The 16,067-nt window shown below is 71.5% G+C and carries 12 protein-coding genes; 5 read left to right on the top strand and 7 right to left on the bottom strand.

Annotation, left to right across the window (positions count from 1 at the left end; genetic code table 11):
• The first annotated feature begins 15 nt into the window (after positions 1-15).
• The 3 genes from ggt (at position 16) to CA12_RS19875 (ending at position 4,663) form a co-directional block, all read left to right on the top strand.
• Complete coding sequence (gene ggt, locus CA12_RS19885; RefSeq protein ID WP_165700883.1) at positions 16-1,722, top strand: gamma-glutamyltransferase; 1,707 nt, start codon at positions 16-18, stop codon at positions 1,720-1,722.
• 157 nt (positions 1,723-1,879) lie between these two features.
• On the top strand, positions 1,880-3,481 hold the full coding sequence (locus CA12_RS19880; RefSeq protein ID WP_145360875.1) for a serine/threonine-protein kinase: 1,602 nt from the start codon (positions 1,880-1,882) through the stop codon (positions 3,479-3,481).
• A 156-nt stretch (positions 3,482-3,637) separates the two neighbouring features.
• Positions 3,638-4,663: an acetyl-CoA carboxylase carboxyltransferase subunit alpha gene (locus CA12_RS19875; RefSeq protein WP_145360874.1), complete on the top strand. Its 1,026-nt coding sequence runs from the start codon at positions 3,638-3,640 to the stop codon at positions 4,661-4,663.
• Positions 4,664-4,808: 145 nt separating this feature from the next.
• Here CA12_RS19875 and CA12_RS19870 read toward each other — a convergent pair whose 3' ends face one another.
• The 4 genes from CA12_RS19870 to CA12_RS19855 all read right to left on the bottom strand — a co-directional run bounded on the left by CA12_RS19870 (position 4,809) and on the right by CA12_RS19855 (position 9,775).
• Positions 4,809-6,167, bottom strand: a complete 1,359-nt coding sequence (locus CA12_RS19870; protein WP_145360873.1) for a CvpA family protein — start codon at positions 6,165-6,167, stop codon at positions 4,809-4,811.
• Positions 6,168-6,320: 153 nt separating this feature from the next.
• On the bottom strand, positions 6,321-6,806 hold the full coding sequence (gene dtd, locus CA12_RS19865; protein WP_145360872.1) for a D-aminoacyl-tRNA deacylase: 486 nt from the start codon (positions 6,804-6,806) through the stop codon (positions 6,321-6,323).
• Complete coding sequence (thiO, locus tag CA12_RS19860; RefSeq protein WP_165700882.1) at positions 6,803-7,966, bottom strand: glycine oxidase ThiO; 1,164 nt, start codon at positions 7,964-7,966, stop codon at positions 6,803-6,805. The genes dtd and thiO overlap by 4 nt, the downstream gene beginning before the upstream one ends.
• Positions 7,967-8,080: 114 nt before the next feature.
• Complete coding sequence (locus CA12_RS19855) at positions 8,081-9,775, bottom strand: translin family protein (RefSeq protein WP_145360870.1); 1,695 nt, start codon at positions 9,773-9,775, stop codon at positions 8,081-8,083.
• Between the two features lie 108 nt (positions 9,776-9,883).
• On the opposite strand from CA12_RS19855, the gene larE reads away from it, so the two are divergent.
• Positions 9,884-10,744 carry an ATP-dependent sacrificial sulfur transferase LarE gene (gene larE / locus CA12_RS19850; protein WP_145360869.1) on the top strand — a complete coding sequence of 287 codons (861 nt, stop codon included), beginning with the start codon at positions 9,884-9,886 and terminating at the stop codon, positions 10,742-10,744.
• On the opposite strand, the gene glyA is transcribed toward larE, so the two are convergent.
• Positions 10,728-12,011, bottom strand: a complete 1,284-nt coding sequence (gene glyA, locus CA12_RS19845) for a serine hydroxymethyltransferase (protein ID WP_145360868.1) — start codon at positions 12,009-12,011, stop codon at positions 10,728-10,730. The two genes, larE and glyA, sit on opposite strands and share 17 nt — an antisense overlap.
• A gap of 115 nt (positions 12,012-12,126) precedes the next feature.
• Here glyA and CA12_RS19840 point away from each other — a divergent pair, with 115 nt between their 5' ends.
• Positions 12,127-13,458 (top strand): tetratricopeptide repeat protein, encoded by a 1,332-nt coding sequence (locus CA12_RS19840; protein ID WP_145360867.1) that lies wholly within the window; start codon positions 12,127-12,129, stop codon positions 13,456-13,458.
• A 21-nt stretch (positions 13,459-13,479) separates the two neighbouring features.
• Here CA12_RS19840 and CA12_RS19835 read toward each other — a convergent pair whose 3' ends face one another.
• Positions 13,480-14,607 carry a serine hydrolase domain-containing protein gene (locus CA12_RS19835; protein WP_145360866.1) on the bottom strand — a complete coding sequence of 376 codons (1,128 nt, stop codon included), beginning with the start codon at positions 14,605-14,607 and terminating at the stop codon, positions 13,480-13,482.
• Positions 14,608-14,646: 39 nt separating this feature from the next.
• On the bottom strand, positions 14,647-16,017 hold the full coding sequence (gene hisD, locus CA12_RS19830) for a histidinol dehydrogenase (RefSeq protein WP_145360865.1): 1,371 nt from the start codon (positions 16,015-16,017) through the stop codon (positions 14,647-14,649).
• Positions 16,018-16,067 lie beyond the last annotated feature (50 nt).

The raw sequence follows: 16,067 nt of genomic DNA, 5'->3' as shown, positions 1-16,067 counted from the left end.
CGGTCCGAAACCGTCATGTGCGTCTCCCTGCTGCTGATCGCCGCGCTCGCCCAGTCCGAACCCGCAGTGCCCGCGGGGAGCGGGACCTTCGCCCGGGCCGCGGTCGCCGCGGATCACCCCGCCGCCGCGGCGGCGGGGGCGGAAGCCCTGCGGGCCGGCGGAAACGCGGTGGACGCCGCGGCGGCGACGAGTCTGGCGCTGTCGGTGGTGCGGCCGTACTCCTGCGGGCTGGGCGGGGGCGGGTTTCTCCTCTTCTACGACGCCGACGGCGGCCCGGACGAGGGCGGCGTGTGCCGGGCGCTGGACTACCGGGAGGTCGCTCCCGCCGCGGCGACCCGCGACATGTTCCTGGACGACCCCGAGGGCAGCCGCCGCGGGGGGAAGGCCGTCGCCGTGCCGGGCACCGTCGCCGGGTTGCACTTCGCCCAATCGGAGTGGGGCGAACTGGCGTGGGCGGACGTCTGCGCCCCGGCCGTCCGCCTCGCCCGGGAGGGGGTGCCGCTGGACGAGCACGACCGCGCCCAGCGGGCCGATTTCATCAAGGGGTTTGAGGCGAACCCGGCCCTGAAGACGCGGTTCGCCGCGTTCTGGACCGACTACCTGTTCGCCGGCGTCCTGCCGGGGACGGGGGAGCCGGTTCCTTCGCCGCAGCTCGCCCTGCTGGAACGGATCGCCGCGGAGGGGCCGTCAGCGTTTTACGCGGGGCAGGGAGCCGCGTCGCTGGTCGCCGCCGTGCAGGCGGCCGGCGGAGGGCTGACCGAAGCGGATCTCGCCGCCTACAAACCGCGATTGGTGGAACCGCTGGCGGGGACGCTCGACGGCGTCACGCTGCACGTGATGCCGCCGCCCTCCTCGGGCGGGATCGCGATGCTGGAGACGCTCAATCTGCTCACGGCCCGGGAGCGGATCGCCGGGCGGGTCGAACCGGACTCCGCCGCGGGCCGGCACCGGCTGGTCGAGGCGCTGAAGCACAGTTTCGCGGACCGGGCGGCGTTCCTCGGCGACCCGTACCACGCCGTCCGGCAGGGGACGCCGCTGCCGACGGCGCGGCTGGCGTCGCCGGAGTACGCGGCGGCGTTGGCGGCGAAGATCGACCCGACCCGCACCTTTCCCCCCGCGCATTACGGCCGCATCGCCCCGACGCCGGACGCGGGGACGAGCCACCTGTCCGTCATCGACGCCGCCGGCAACGCCGTCGCCTGCACGGAGACCATCAACCTGATCTTCGGCAGTCTGGTGGCGACCGCCGACGGCGTGGTGTTGAACAACGAGATGGACGATTTCGCCGCGATCCCCGGCAGGCCGAACGCTTTCGGACTAATCCAGAGCGAGGCGAACGCCGTCGGGCCGGGGCGGGTGCCGCTCTCCAGCATGTCGCCGACCATCGGCGTCCGCGACGGTCAGGCCGTGCTGGCCGCGGGGGCCAGCGGCGGGCCGCGGATCATCACCGCCACCCTGCAGACCGTGCTGAACCGGGTGCGGGGCGGGATGAGCCCCGCCGCGGCGATCACCGCCCCGCGGATGCACCACCAATGGGCGCCGAACTGGCTGGAGGTGGAGCCGGAAGCCTACGAACAGGTGCGGCGGGAACTGGAGCCGCTCGGTCACGAGGTTCGGGAGCGGGCGGCGCTCGGGGCGGCCCAGATGGCGGTGCGGAACGCCGACGGCACGCTCTCCGCCGCCGCCGATCCGCGCAAGGGCGGGGGGGCCGACGGCTTCTGAGCAGGCCGCGACGGAGGGCCGAACCGGCTCGAACCCGGGCTTCGCCTCCGACGAATCGCGCCTCCGGCCCCGAGGCGGGGCTATAGTGGAAAATGGTTTCCCGATCCGGCGCGCCGCCGGATCGGTCGTTTGTGCAATCGACGAAGGCGGTGAGGCGATGGCCGAATCCGACGCGCCCCCCGACGTTCACGCTGAAGCCGCTTCCTCCATGGAGGGCAGCGGCCGCAGCGCCGTGGACGGATTCGACCTCGTGGAGAAGGTCGCCTCCGGCGGGGCCACGGTCATCTGGGAGGCCCTGGAGCGGGCCAGCGGGCAAACGCACGCCCTCAAACTGCTTCAGCCCTCGCTGATCAAGGACAAGGATCAGGTCGCGACGCTCAAGCACGAGCAGAAGGTCGGTTCCTCGATGAATCACCCGAACGTGATTCACACCGGGGGGTTCTTCAAATCGAAGACGAACGTGTACCTGGTGATGGAGCTCTTCAAGTATCCGAACTTGAAGGCGGGGCTGAAGAACAACCCCACGGAACTCCGGGCGAACGTGCAGAAGATCGTGGAGGGGGTCTGCCAGGGCCTGTCCCACATGCACGAAAAGGGCTGGCTCCACCTGGACCTCAAACCGGACAACCTGTTGGTCACGCCGACCGGCGAGGTGCGGGTGATCGACTTCTCGCTGTGCGAAAAACCGGCGGGGGGCTTGGCGGCGCTGTTCGGCGGCAGTTCCGTGATCCGGGGCACCCGCACCTATATCGCCCCGGAAACGATCCTCAAAAAGCCGAAGACCGCCGCCACGGACGTCTACAGTCTGGGGATCACGCTGTTCGAACTGCTGACCGGCCGTCCCCCGTTTGCGGGAAACGATCCGAGCCACATGCTCCGGCAACACCTCAAGGAGGCGGTGCCCCCGGCCAGTTTCTTCAACGACAACGTCACCCCGGAGGCCGATCGGCTGCTCGCGAAGATGCTCGCCAAAAAGCCCAAGGATCGGCATCAGTCGCCGACCGAGGTCTTCGCAGAATTCCGCAGCACGACGCTCTTCAAAAAGGACCCGCAGGAACTGCTCGCCGAGATTAAGCGTCGGAAGGAGGAGGAGGAGCTGCAGGGGGCCAGTCTGCTCGACAGCCGGGCCGACGCCGTCCGGACGCAAAAGGGCATCAAGGCGCCGGCCAAGGCGGCGGCCCGGCAAGCTCGCCGCGCGGACGTCGGCGGCGAGGCGAAAAAGGCGGCCGCCCGCACGGCGCAGCGGCAACCGCAACCGCCGCAGGCCCCGCCCCCCGGTATGCCCCAAGGCTACCCACCGGGCTATCCGCCGCCCGGGTACTACCCGCAGCCGCAGTTCGCTCCGCAGCCGCAATACGCTCCGCAACCCTACGCCCAAGGGCCGCCGCCGGGCCAGTTCCCGCCCGGGGCCTATCCGCCGCCACAGGGACAGCCGAACCAGGGGCAGCCGAACCAAGTTCAGCCGCCCCAGGCCCAACGGCCTCCGGGCCAGCCGCCGCAGGGTCAGCCGTCGCAGGGCCAACGGCCGCCGGGCCAGCCGGGACCGGGTCAGCCGTCCCAGCGCCCGCCGGCGCCGGCGGGCGCTCCGCAGGCGCAGCCGGCAATCAAAATCGTGCCGTCGGGCCCGCAGGTGCAGGTTCCCGGCCTGACCCGTCCGACGGACGCCCAGCACGCCAGCCAGAAGCAGCACGCCAGTCAGAAGAACGCCTCCGAGGAAGAGGACCTTCCGCTGATGACCGAACTGCCGGAGATCCTCTGAACGATTGAGGCGACCCCGTCGCCGCCGTGAACCGCCGTTCCGCAGGGGGGCGGTCGGGGCGCCGCGGAGCGGGGCGGTGGACTGGGCGATCCGGGACCGCGGTCGTAGACTCGGCGACCCCGCCGCTGGCGGGTTCCCGTTCCGTCCGGTCGCGTGATGCCCCCCGCCCCCCTGTTGCCGTTCGAGCGGCCGATCCGCCAGCTCGAAGAAAAACTCGCCGCCTTGGAGGCGGATCCCGATCCCTCGACGCACCTGCGTGACGCCGTCCGGGCGTTGCGGCGGGAGATTCGAGAGAAGACCCGCGAGGTGTTCGGCGGCCTCGACGCCGCCCAAACGGTGAAGGTCGCCCGCCACGCGGAGCGGCCCCAGACCCGCGACTATATCGAGCTGGTCTTCGACGAGTTCGTCGAACTGCACGGCGACCGGGCCTTCGGCGACGACCGGGCGATCCTCACCGGCTTCGCCAAGCTGGACGGACAGCGGGTGTTGTTGGTCGGCCAGCAGAAGGGCCGCACGCTCAAGGAACGCACCGAGTGCTACTACGGCTGCGCCCACCCGGAAGGCTACCGCAAGGCGCTGGAGAAGATGCGGCTCGCCGAGAAGTTCGGCCTGCCGATCGTCTGTCTGATCGACACCCCCGGCGCGTACCCGGGCGTCGGCGCTGAGGAGCGCGGCCAGAGCTACGCGATCGCGCTGAACCTCCGCGAGATGGCTCGGCTGAAGACGCCGATCGTCTGCTGCGTGATCGGCGAGGGCGGCAGCGGCGGAGCGCTGGGCATCGGCATCGGCGATCACGTCGCCGTGCTGCAGTTCGCCTACTATTCCGTCATCAGCCCCGAGGGCTGCGCCGGCATCCTGTATCGGGCCGAGGGCGGCGCGACGCCGGCGAACGTCGACCGGGCCGCCAACGCCCTGAAGTTCACCAGCGAGCACCTGCTGAGGTTCGGCATCATCGAGGAGATCGTCGAGGAGCCGCCCGGTGGCGCCCACCGCGATCACCGGGCCGCGGCCGGGGCGCTGAAGGAGGCTCTCGGCCGGGCCGTCCGCGAACTCGCCGATCTCCCGGCCGACGAACTGCTGAACCGCCGCTACGAACGCTTCCGCAGGATCGGCCAGTTCGAGGAACTTGCCGCCGCGGGGGAGGCCGTCCCGACGGAGGCCGAGGCGGTCGCCGCGGAGTGATTCGCCGTCCCGTTCGCGGGATACGAACAACGTCCGATAATGCCCGTTATGTCAAGCTGGGTCTGATTCCAGCCCTGTGAGGATAGGGTTTGCGGCGATCGGCCGCCGCGGCCGCGACGTTGCGGCCGGCGGTCGGACCGGGTTCTCAGCGCCGCGGCGCCGTCTCCCCCGGCCGGGCCGTGCGGGCGGTCAGGCGGCGGGTGATCCGCTCCCGCAGCGTGGTCGCCTTGGTGGTGACCGGGTCCGGGTCCGGCCCGGCGGCCGGGCCGCGGAGGTCGGCGAGCCAGTCTTGGAGCACGTCGATTGCCGCGTCCTCCGGCACGGGACCGAGCGTCCGGGCGGACTGCTGGCGGATCATCGCCTGCACGTTCTCGTCCCGGTTGTAGATCGCGGCGATCTCCGCAATCAGTTCCTGCCGCGTCGGTTGAGTCGCGGCCGGGTCGGCGCCGGGCTGGGCCGGGTCGCTGAGGAAGTTGTCCAGTCGCACGCCCAACCCGTCCTCGACCCGACGGCGGGCGGCGTTGGTCGCCGATTCGGTCAGCGAGTCCGTGAGGTTCCGCCGCGTCTCCTCGGGCACGTCGTTCCACAGGTCACGGGCCACGGTGCCGGCTTCGTTCCGCAGGCGGTCCGCGTTCAGTCCGCCGTCGTCGAACCAGTCGCCCCCTTCCCCCGGCGCCGATCCGAAATCGCCGCGGGTCGAGTCGCCGAAGGACCCGTCGCCGCTGACCGGACGCCCGTTGAGGCGGTCCGCATTGGTCCGCGGGTCGACGCCCCATCCGAACGGATCGCGGCCGGAGCCATCGCCTGCCGGGTTCGAACCACCCCCCGCGAGCGGCCCCTGCGTCGAGTCGCCTCGCGGTTCGACCCAGGGATCGCCGGGGCTGGTCTCGCCGAACCCGTCGAAGTCGCCGAACTCGCCGGAGCCTTCGCCGAAGGGGTCGTCGCCGAACAGGTTGCCGGGGTCGTCGCTGCCGTCGGCGAGCTGACCGCCGTGGAACTCCTCCTCAAAGCCGTGGAACTCGTCCAGGTGCGGTTTGAGAACCTTGCCCAGCTCCTCCGGGAACACCGGCGAGAGCTTGTCCATCACCACCGCCGCGGCATGCCCGCTGTGGGACGCCAACACGATCGGACGCAGCGTTTCCGACAGCGTGACGGCGAAGAACGTGACGACGACGGCGATGCCGCCTCCCTTGAGCAGGCCGACCACCCCGCCGAGGTGCCGGTCGTAGTCCTCGAACTTCGCCTTCTCCAGTCCGTTCTGCATCGCCCGGGCGACGGCGAAGCAGAGGAACGAGCAGGCGACGTAGAGCAGCAGCATCGAGACCCACCGGTTCAGCGGCGGGTCGATCTTCAGGTAGGGCGCGATCGCCAAGGAGGCGGTCTCCGCGAACACGAAGCAGAGCACCACCGCGGCGATCCCGGCGAGCTGCCAGAGGAAGCCTTTTTTGGCCCCCCGGATCATGCAGAACAGCAGAATGGCGGCGACGGCGAGGTCGTACCACATGGGTCGAGTCGTCCTGACGGAACGGCGTGCGCAGCCCCGGTCCTCCGGAGCGAATCCGACCACGGTATCGGATCAACCGGATGGACGGGAAGGGCGGTTGGTGCGCGAGGGTTTCGCGGGCCGCTCCGATCCCGGAGAGCCCGGGCGCCCGCCTCAGAACCGCTTGCGGCTGTCCAGCAGCAGGGTGACCGGGCCGTCGTTCGTCAGCGAGACCGCCATGTCCGCCCGAAAGACCCCCGTGGCGACGAACAGCCCGCCGCCGCGCAGTCGCTCGCAAACGGTTTGGTAGAGCCGATCCGCCTCCGCCGGCGGGGCCGCCGCGGTAAAGCTCGGCCGGCGTCCGGTCCGGCAGTCGCCCAGCAGCGTGAACTGGCTGACCACCAGGGCCCCCGCGGGCGGTTCGCCCGCCGCCGCCTCCCCGGCGTCTCCCGCGACATCGGCGACGGAGCGGTTCATCTTGCCGTCCGCGTCGGGGAAGATCCGCAGCCCGGCGATCTTCGCGGCGAGCCACTTCGCGTCCGTTTCGGCATCGCCCTCCTCCACGCCCAATAGGACGAGCAAGCCGCGGCCGACGGCGCCCACGACCTCGCCGTCGACCGTCACCGACGCCTCCGACACCCGTTGCACGACCGCCCTCATACCCGGTTCTCCGCCGTCGAGAACCGCCCGGGGGCGAGCCCCCCCAATGGCGTCTGCGGGGGGCGATCTTCGATCAGATCCGCGACGATCGCGGCAGTGCCGGGGCTCTGTTGCAGGCCGTCGCGGAAGTGGCCGGCGGCGAGGAACAGGTTCTCGAACTCGCCGCCCTCCGAATGCGGCACGCGGCCGAGCAGCGGGTTGCCGTCCGGCGTGCCGGGACGCAGGCCCGCCCAGCAGCGTTCCACCGACGCCTCCCCCAGCGCCGGCACGAGGGCGGCGGCGAAGTTGAGCAGTCCGGCGAGGCCCGCCGCCGTGGTGACCGGGTGGAAGCCGACCTCCTCCTGCGTCGCCCCGACGACCGTCCGGCCGTCGGCCCGCGGCACGAGGTAGCGGGCTCCGCATTCCACGACCGGGAGGAACGGCCGGGCCGGCGTGCGGAGCAGCGCGATTTGCCCCCGCACCGGACGCACGGGGGCGGCGAACCCCGTGTCCGTCAGCAGCCCGCCGGTCCACGCCCCGCCGCACAGCAGGACGGACCCGGCGTCGATCCACTCCCCGGCGTGCGTCGTGACGCCGACAGCCCGCCCGCCCGCCAGACGGACGGCGCCGACGGGCGCCCCTTCGCGGATCTCCAGTCGCTCGCCCCCCGCCGCACGCAACGCGCGCAGCAGGCGGGGGTTGCGGACCTGCCCGGCGTCCGGCAGCCGCACGACCGCGGCGACGTCGCGGGACAGAAACGGGGCGTCGAGCCGTTGTTCGTCCTCAGAGATCCGCTCAGCCCGGATGCCGTGGCGGTGAAACGCGGCGACGGCGTGCTCCGCCGCGTCCGCGGGGAAATCGCCGCCCAGATCCGGGTGGGAGACGTGCAGCGACCCGTGCCGTTCGTAGCCGATGTCCACGCCGGTCGACCCTCGCAGCATCGCGGTCCAGTCGTCCCAGCGCGCGTGGGAGAGAGCCCGCAGCCGGTCGCGGGGGCTCTCAGCGTGTTCTAGCGACGCCGGCGGCAGCATGCCGGCGCCGGCCCAACTGGCGGCGCCGGTCCGGGAGGCGACGGCGTCGCGTTCCAGCAGGAGGACCGATCGTCCCCGGCGCGCGAGTTCGACGCCGCAACTCAGCCCGATCACCCCGCCGCCGACGATCAGCACGTCCGGCGAAGGCATCTGGGGCGAGGAATCAAAACGAAACGGGGCGGGACGGGGGCAGTGTACGCCCCCGCCCCGCCCCATTCCCATCCGGCGCCGCGACTCATCGCCGCCCGCCGTGGGCCCCCAGCGTCAGCGAGCCGCCGCCGCCAACCGGGCGGCCAACTGGGCCGGGGCGGCGCCGTAGACCTGCCACAGGGCGGCGGCCCCGCCGTCGCCGCGGTCTCGGTACCCGCCGCGACGCATGTTGTTGTTCATCATCGCCGGTTCCTCGGCCGGGGCGGCGGCGGCCATCACGTCCAGCAACTGGCCGAGTTTTTTGTCGCCGCCGTTGCTCCGCAGCACGGAGACCAGCGCGGCGCCGACGGCGGGCATCTCCTCCGGGGCGAAGGTTCCGTTTTTGAGCAGGTCGTCCGGCTTCGACAGCCGGGAGAGCGCCCCCGGCAACTGGTCGGCCATCGCCCGCAGGGCCGGGTTCTGGGGGTCGACCTCGAAGGCGAGCGCCGGGCCGAGCCCCGCGGACAGCCAGGAAGGCACGTCGCCGCCCCGGCCCTGCATGGCGGCTTCGGCGAGGCCGAAGATCACGTTCGCCCGCATGCCCGGGTCGTCGCGGGTGGCGTCGTCCCGCAGATCCTGAAGGGCGATGTAGGCGTCGCTGCCGTCGGCGGGCACGGTGGCGTCCGCGGTGACGTTGGCCGGCACCTCGAACAGGCCGTGGGCGGCGGCGTGGAACTCCTGGTAGTCGAACCGGCTTTTCATGACGAACACGGTCAGCGGGCCGCGGCCGCCGAGGCCGTCTTCCCCGGCCAGCGGGGCGAGGCGGGCGGCGTCCGTCTTGATCCAGCCGGCGATCTGCTCCAGCCGGGATTCGTCCACGTTGCCGATCAGGATCAGCCCCCCGGTCGCGGCCGATTCGCCGGCGGGGACCTCGACGACCGAGGGCGTGGAGCGCCGCAATGCCTTCTTGAACAGTTCGTTCGCCCGCTCCCGCCGGGAGGCGGCGAGTTCCTCGTCGCTCATTTTCGCCATCGCTGCCCGCAGCAACTGGGCTTCCGTGGGGACCAGCAGACGCATCGGGGCGCCGGGGTCGCCTTTGTCCAGTTTGGCGCCGGCGACCGCCCAGTCACGGGCGTTCTCCCACTGGCTCCGTTTGATGCGAGCGTTGCCGGGCGGCATCTTGGGCTGCTCGACCTGTCCCATCAGCCGGATCATCCGGCCGCCCTCCGGGTCGTCGGTGTCGACGTAGCCGCTGTCCATCAGCTCCTGATAGCTGTTCATGGAGAACCCGCCGCGGGACTGGCCGTTCATGTGGCAGCGCCCGCAGGAGTTCACCAGCGTGGGGGCGACGTCCTTGGAAAAGGTGAGCCCCCCCGCCCCGCCGCCGTCCGTCGCGGCGCCGGCCATCGCCCCGCCGTCTCGGTTCATGCTCATGGCGGGCATGGCGGCGTCGTCCGCGGGCATGTCCGTTATCTCCGGGTGCGGCTCCTCGACGATCGGCGCGGCACCGGGCTCGAGGGCGGTGCGGGCTTCGGCGAGGTCTTCCTCGATCAACTCGGCGTAGCGTTCGCCCTCCAGACCGCCGGCGTCTTCCTTCAGCTTGGCGAAGCGGGCCTCCACCTCGGCTAGCAGCTCTTTGGCGTCGTCGGTGACCCCGCGTCGCAACAGGCCGCCCAGCCGCACCGCATCCCGCTTCAAGCTTGCCAGTTCGACCCGCTGGGCCCGGGTCAGGTCGGTCCGCCCCTCAGCGGGACTGGGCGTGACGGCGACCGCGGCGACGACGCCGAGGGCGACGGCGGCCGCGAGGAGACGGGAACGGGGCGGGCGCATCGGCAGGGGCTGGGAAGGAGGCGACGGGCGGTGCGGAACAGTGATTGTAACCGGATTGCGGACCGCAAGGTTCGCCGCGATCCGAGCCGCTGCCGTTAGAATCGGCCGATGCCCGCCGCTCAATCCCCCCCCCTGCCCCCCGAGCTCGCCGAGAAACGCGATCGGCTGCTGGACGCGTTGCGCACACTGGGCCGGGTCGCGGTGGCGTTCAGCGGCGGGGTGGACAGCGCCGTCGTCGCCAAAGCCGCGGCGCTGGCCTGCGGAGAGGACGCCGTCGCCGTCACCGCGGACAGCCCCAGCCTCGCGTCCGGCGAGTTGGAGACCGCGTCCTCCGTCGCCGCGGCGATCGGCATTCGGCATCGGGTGTTGAGGACGAACGAGTTCGCCTCCCCGGACTACCTCGCCAACGCCTCGGACCGCTGCTTTCACTGCAAAAGCGAGCTCTACGATCGCCTCGGCGAGCGGCTGTCCGAACTGAACGCGGACGCCGTGGTCAACGGGGCGAACGCCGACGACGTCGGCGACCATCGCCCCGGCATGCGGGCCGCGAGCGACCGCGGCGTTCGCAGCCCCCTGCTGGAGTGCGGCGTCACGAAGGCCGAGGTGCGAACCTTGGCGAAGGCCTGGGGCCTGCCAGTCTGGGACAAGCCGGCCAGCCCCTGCCTGAGCAGCCGCATCGCCTACGGCGTGCCGGTGACCGAGGCCCGCGTCCGCCGCGTCGACGCCGCTGAAGCGTGGTTGAAAGAACGATTCGACCTACGGGAGTGCCGCGTCCGCTGCGAGGCGAACGACCTGGCCCGCGTCGAAGTCCCCCGCCCCGCCCTGCCCCGCGTCGTCGGCGAGGCGGCAACGGTCAGCGAGGAACTGAGACGACTGGGCTTCCGCTACGTCACCCTCGATCTGGAGGGCTTTCGCAGCGGAAGCCTGAATGCGGCGCTTACGCCGCTGACCCTCACGCCGCCGCGCTGACGCCCGGGACCGGGTAGCCGCGGGCGAACTCGGTGACGGCTTCGTGGGTGCGCTGCAAGAGGGCCTCGTCCTCCGGATTGGAGAGCACTTCGAGGATCCACGCGGCCACCCGCTTCATCTCGTCCTGTTTCATGCCGCGGGTCGTCAGGGCGGCGGTGCCGAAGCGGATGCCGGACGGGTCCATCGGCTTGCGGGGGTCGAACGGGATCATGTTCTTGTTGACGGTGATCCCGGCGGCGTCGAGGGCCTTCTCCGCGATCTTGCCGGTGGTCCCGACGGTGGTGACGTCGCAGAGCAGGAGGTGGTTGTCCGTGCCGCCGGACACCAGCGTCACGCCGCCGGCCGCCAGGGCTTCGCCGAGGACTTTGGCGTTGTCCATCACCTGCTGGGCGTACTGCTTGTACTCCGGTTGCAGAGCCTCCTTGAAACAGACCGCTTTGCCCGCGATCGCGTGCATCAGCGGGCCGCCCTGACTGCCGGGGAACACCTGCCGATCGATCGCCTTCGCCAGTTCCTCCCGGCAGAGAATCACGCCGCTGCGGGGGCCGCGGAGCGTCTTGTGCGTCGTGCTGGTGACGACGTCCGCGACCGCGACCGGGTCGTCGTGCAACTTCGCCGCGACCAGCCCGCTGTAGTGGGCCATGTCGACCAGCAACCTGGCGCCGACTTCCCGGGCGATCTCGGCGAAGCGGGCGTGCTCGATCTCCCGCGGGTAGGCGCTGGCGCCGGCGACGATCATCTTCGGCTTGTGCTCCCGGGCCAGCTTGGCGACCTGATCGAAGTCGATCCGGTGGTCGCTCTGCCGCACGCCGTAGTGCACGGGCTTGAAGAACTGCCCGCTGACGTTCAGGTGCATGCCGTGCGTCAGGTGCCCGCCGTGGGCGAGGTCCATCGCCAGGAAGGTGTCCCCCGGCTGCAGGATCGCGGTGAAGGCGGCGAAGTTCGCTTGGCTGCCGGCGTGCGGCTGGACGTTGGCATGCTCCGCCCCGAACAGTTCCTTGGCCCGGTCCCGGGCGAGGTTTTCGATCTGGTCGACGTATTCGCACCCGCCGTAGTAGCGGCGGCCGGGGTAGCCCTCGGCATACTTGTTCGTCAGGCAGGAGCCCTGCGCCTGCATCACCGCGGCGCTGGTGTAGTTCTCGCTGGCGATCAGTTCGAGGCCGTCGACCTGCCGGCCGCGTTCGCGCTCGATCGCGGCGAAGACTTCGGGATCGGCCTCCGGCAGCGAGGCGGTCTGGAGGCCGGAGTGAGGAGCGGACGAGGACATCGGGGGGCCGGTGAGGATCGCGCGGGGCGGGTGGAACGCCTAAACTACCGCCGAGAATCCCGGTCCGACACGCGGCCGCCCGCCACACCCTCCCGCTCCCCCGCCCGGCTCCCCCGTGCCCGCGGTATCCCTCCCACCCGCCGAACCGGCCGCCGCGGCGGAGCACGTCGACGGGGAAGAGGGCCGGGACGAACCCGTCGACTCGCCGTCGGCGGAGCCCGCGGAGCCGCCCCCTCTGGCCGGGGAGGTCGTCGCCTTCACCGGCACGCTGGCCAGCATGACGCACGCCGCGGCCGCCCGGCTGGTGGACGACCTCGGCGGGACGTTCACGGAACATTTGACCCGCGGCACGACGCTGCTGGTCGTGGGCGAGGAGGGCTGGCCGCTGGCGGACGACGGCGCCCCCACGGTGAAGTTCCGACACGCCGCCGAGTGGAACCGGACCGGCGAGGCGACCGTGCGGCTGCTCGCCGAGAGCGACTGGCTGCGGCTCGCCGGCCTCAGTTCTCCCTTGGGCGGCGATCTGGCAGCCGGGGTGCGGCGGCTGTACACGCCGGCGATGCTCTCCGGCCTGCTGGACGTCACGCCAGGCCGCATCCGCAGTTGGGCGCGGGACGGCCTGATCCGCCCGGTCAAGACGGTGCACCGGCTGCCCTACTTCGACTTTGCCGAGGTCGCCCGCACCCGCACCCTGGCCAAGCTGCTGGCGGCGGGGGTGTCGAAGGCGGACCTCGCCGCGGGGTTGTCGGCGCTGTCCGAGGTGTTCGGCGAAGAGGCGGTCGCGGCAGGGCGGCTCGATCTGCTGGCCCGCGACGGCCGGTTGCTGATCCGCGACGACGCCGGTCTGCGGGAGCCGGCGACCGGTCAGCGGGTGCTGGAGTTCGCCCCGGACGACCCGCATCGCACCGGCGACGCCCCCGACGAACCGCCCTCCCCCGCCCTGCTCCGCCTGCCGGACCCGGACGGCGGGCGGGCGGCCCGTCGCTCGGCCGCCGAGTGGCTGCGGCTGGGCGTGGAGCGGTTGGACGCCGACGACCCCGCCGCCGCGGAGCCCGCCCTGCGGGCCTGTCTGGCGAAGGAACCGACGCACCCGGAGGCCCACTTCCACCTCGCCGACGCCTTGTTCCGCACCGGCCGTCCGGACGCCGCCGCCGAACGCTACCGGGCCGCCACGGAGCACGACCCGCGGTACCTCGAAGCCTGGGTGCAACTCGGCTGCGTGCGGGCCAGCGGGGGCGAACACCGCTCCGCCGCCGCCGCGTTCCGCACGGCGCTGGAGATCCACGGCGACCTGCCGGAGGCCCACTTTCATCTTGCCGAAAGCCTGCACGCCCTCGGCGACGAGGGGGCGGAGCCGCATTACCGGGCCTACCTCGCCCACGACGACCGCGGCCCCTGGGCGCAACTGGCTCGCGCCCGCTTGAAAATGACGAACGACCTGCGTTAGCCGCCCTCTTGAAGAGGACGGCTAACCGGCGAGACCGAGGTCTTCGTAGATCGCCGCGTTGATCGCCCGATTGCGGCGCTGGTGCTTCGGTTCGCCGCACATCCCGTTGGTCGCCCAGGCGACGACGAGGTCGTTTTCGGGATCGCAGAAGGCCATCGAAGATTGGCTCCCCCCGTGCCCGAACGTCCGGGGCGAGCAGTGCGGCCCGAACCCGTACGGCACAGTGTCGGCCCCGTAGCGGTTCGAGTCGACGATCACCCCGAGGCCGAAGTCGACGACGTGGCCGAGCGTGCGATCGAACTCCCCGACGCGATGGCGGGCGGTCATCGCCTCGGCGGCCGTCTCACTGAAGAGCGGGAAGTCGCAGTAGGCTCGGCTCTCGTCGATTGCCGCGTAGAAGTCGCCGACGTTCCGGGCGGTCGCCCGCAGGGACGATCCCGGGGACGTTCGCGTGAGATGGGCGTCGGTCGACATCTCCGCGTCGACCAGTTCCCTCCCCTGCCGGCGGTACATCGGCGCCAGTCGCTGCCGCAGGGATTCAAGTTCCTCCGCGGCAAACTGAAACCGCAGGCCCTCCAGACACGCGGGAGACAGCAGCGCCCGTTCGATCCAGGCGATCATCGGCTCGCCGGTGACTCGGTTGACGATCTCTCCTAACAGGAACCAGGAGGACTTCGGATGGTAGCCGGCCGTGCGGCCGACGATCCAATCGTCCTCCAGGGGGGCGTCGCAGATTCGGCGGACGGATTCGTCCCAGTCGACCTCCGGGTAGGCTGGATCGGCGTTCGGCAGGCCGGCGGTGTGGGTGAGGAGATGGCGAACGGTGATACGACGCCGTTCGCCGTTCCCTTTCCCGAACTCCGGCAGGTGTCGCGTCACCGGGTCGTCCAACGCGATCTTCGGGTACGGCTGTCCCCCGCGGCCGTCGCAGAGCTTCACGATCGCCGCCGCCGTCACCGGTTTGCCGGCGGAGAGCCACAACATGAGATGGTCCGCCGTCAGCGGTTCGCCCGGCCGCGCCTCGCCGGTCGCCGCGTCGCAGAGGATCTCGCCGCGGTACTGCACGAACAGCTGCACCCCGTGGTGCAGGCCGTCGGCACGGCCCTGTTCGAGAACGGCGCGGGTCTGGGGGAGGGCGTCGAGGCTCATGCCCCGATCGTAACGCAGAGGCTCTGTAGAGCCTCTGCGTTACCGGCAGCGGATCGAGACGCTCGCGGCGTGGGCGGTGAGGGCTTCCTTCTCCGCCAAACGGATCACGTCGTCCGCGGCGGCCTGCAGGGCGGCTGCGTCGTAACGGATCACGCTGCTGCGTTTCAGAAAATCGTTCACGCACAGGCCGTTGGCGAAGCGGGCAGTGCCCCCGGTGGGCAGCACGTGGCTGGGTCCGGCGTAGTAGTCGCCCAGCGCCACCGGGGTGTGATGCCCGAGGAAGATCGCCCCAGCGTTGGTGATGCGCTCCGCCAGTCGCTCCGGGTCGGCGGTTTGGATGTGGAGGTGTTCGGTGGCGAGTTCGTCCGTCAGTTCGCAGGCCTCCGTTTCGTCCCGGGCCAGCACGCAGGCGCCGTACGCCTCCAGGCTCGGGCGAATCAGGTCCGCCCGGCTGAGCTGCGCCAGTTGGGTCTCCACCGCCGCCCGCACCGCGACGATCAGGGGTTCGTGCCAAGTGATCAGCACCGCGCTGCCGGGGCTGTGCTCCGCTTGGGCGATGAGGTCCGCGGCGACGAACTGCGGGTTCGCCGTCTCGTCCGCCAGCACGATCACTTCGCTGGGGCCGGCGATGGAATCGATTCCCACCGTCCCGAACGCCCGCCGCTTTGCGAGGGCCACGAACAGATTGCCCGGCCCGCCGATGAAGTCGACCGGCTTCACCCCCCCTGCCCCGTTCTTTGTCGGGGCGCCGTAGGCGAGGGCGGCGACGCCCTGGGCGCCGCCGGTGCGGAAGACCTCGGTCACGCCGATCGCTTTGCAGGTCGCCAGCAGGTCCGCGTTGTAGCCGCCGAAGGCGGTGGGCGGCACGGAGACGGCGATCTCCTTCACCCCCGCGACCTGGGCCGGCACGGCGGTCATCAGCAGCGTCGAGGGGTACGCCGCCGCCCCGCCGGGCACACAGAGGCCGACGCGCTTCATCGGCACGTAGCGCTGAACGAGGTGCACCGCCCCGCCGCCGGGCAGGTCGCGGCGGACGGGGACGTCCCGGTGCCGGATGGCAGACTGAAACTCCCGCACGTTCTCCGCGGCCCGGCGGATCGCGTCGAGGAACGCCGGGTCGGCGGCGGCCTCGGCTTCGGCGAACTCGGCCTCGCTGACCCGGACCGTCTCCGCGGTGAGGTTCTTGCCGTCCAGCCGGCGAGTGTAGTCCAGCACGGCCTCCAGTCCGCCGGCCCGCACGTCGTCGCAGATGCGGTCCACGACCTGCCGGGGCGAAAGCGGCTCGCCGAACAGCTCAATCGTCTTGGCGCGGCCGGCCTCGGAGACCACGTCCCCGTCCACGCCCAGCGTGTCCCGTAGGGCGTCGAGGGCGGCTCGCCAGTCGTCGGTCCGGGTGTCGATCGTGCGCATGCCCCCAATGTAACGCAGAGGCTTTGAGACGCCTCTGCGATAGGATGCTG

This window comes from Alienimonas californiensis, assembly GCF_007743815.1.
GTDB lineage: Bacteria > Planctomycetota > Planctomycetia > Planctomycetales > Planctomycetaceae > Alienimonas > Alienimonas californiensis.
This window is presented reverse-complemented; position numbering and strand designations above follow the sequence as displayed.

Coding starts and splice junctions, on each gene's coding strand:
- ggt (WP_165700883.1), top strand. CDS start 16: ATGTGCGTCTCCCTGCTGCTGATCGCCGCGCTCGCCCAGTCCGAACCC.
- CA12_RS19880 (WP_145360875.1), top strand. CDS start 1,880: ATGGCCGAATCCGACGCGCCCCCCGACGTTCACGCTGAAGCCGCTTCC.
- CA12_RS19875 (WP_145360874.1), top strand. CDS start 3,638: ATGCCCCCCGCCCCCCTGTTGCCGTTCGAGCGGCCGATCCGCCAGCTC.
- CA12_RS19870 (WP_145360873.1), bottom strand. CDS start 6,167: ATGTGGTACGACCTCGCCGTCGCCGCCATTCTGCTGTTCTGCATGATC.
- dtd (WP_145360872.1), bottom strand. CDS start 6,806: ATGAGGGCGGTCGTGCAACGGGTGTCGGAGGCGTCGGTGACGGTCGAC.
- thiO (WP_165700882.1), bottom strand. CDS start 7,966: ATGCCTTCGCCGGACGTGCTGATCGTCGGCGGCGGGGTGATCGGGCTG.
- CA12_RS19855 (WP_145360870.1), bottom strand. CDS start 9,775: ATGCGCCCGCCCCGTTCCCGTCTCCTCGCGGCCGCCGTCGCCCTCGGC.
- larE (WP_145360869.1), top strand. CDS start 9,884: ATGCCCGCCGCTCAATCCCCCCCCCTGCCCCCCGAGCTCGCCGAGAAA.
- glyA (WP_145360868.1), bottom strand. CDS start 12,011: ATGTCCTCGTCCGCTCCTCACTCCGGCCTCCAGACCGCCTCGCTGCCG.
- CA12_RS19835 (WP_145360866.1), bottom strand. CDS start 14,607: ATGAGCCTCGACGCCCTCCCCCAGACCCGCGCCGTTCTCGAACAGGGC.
- hisD (WP_145360865.1), bottom strand. CDS start 16,017: ATGCGCACGATCGACACCCGGACCGACGACTGGCGAGCCGCCCTCGAC.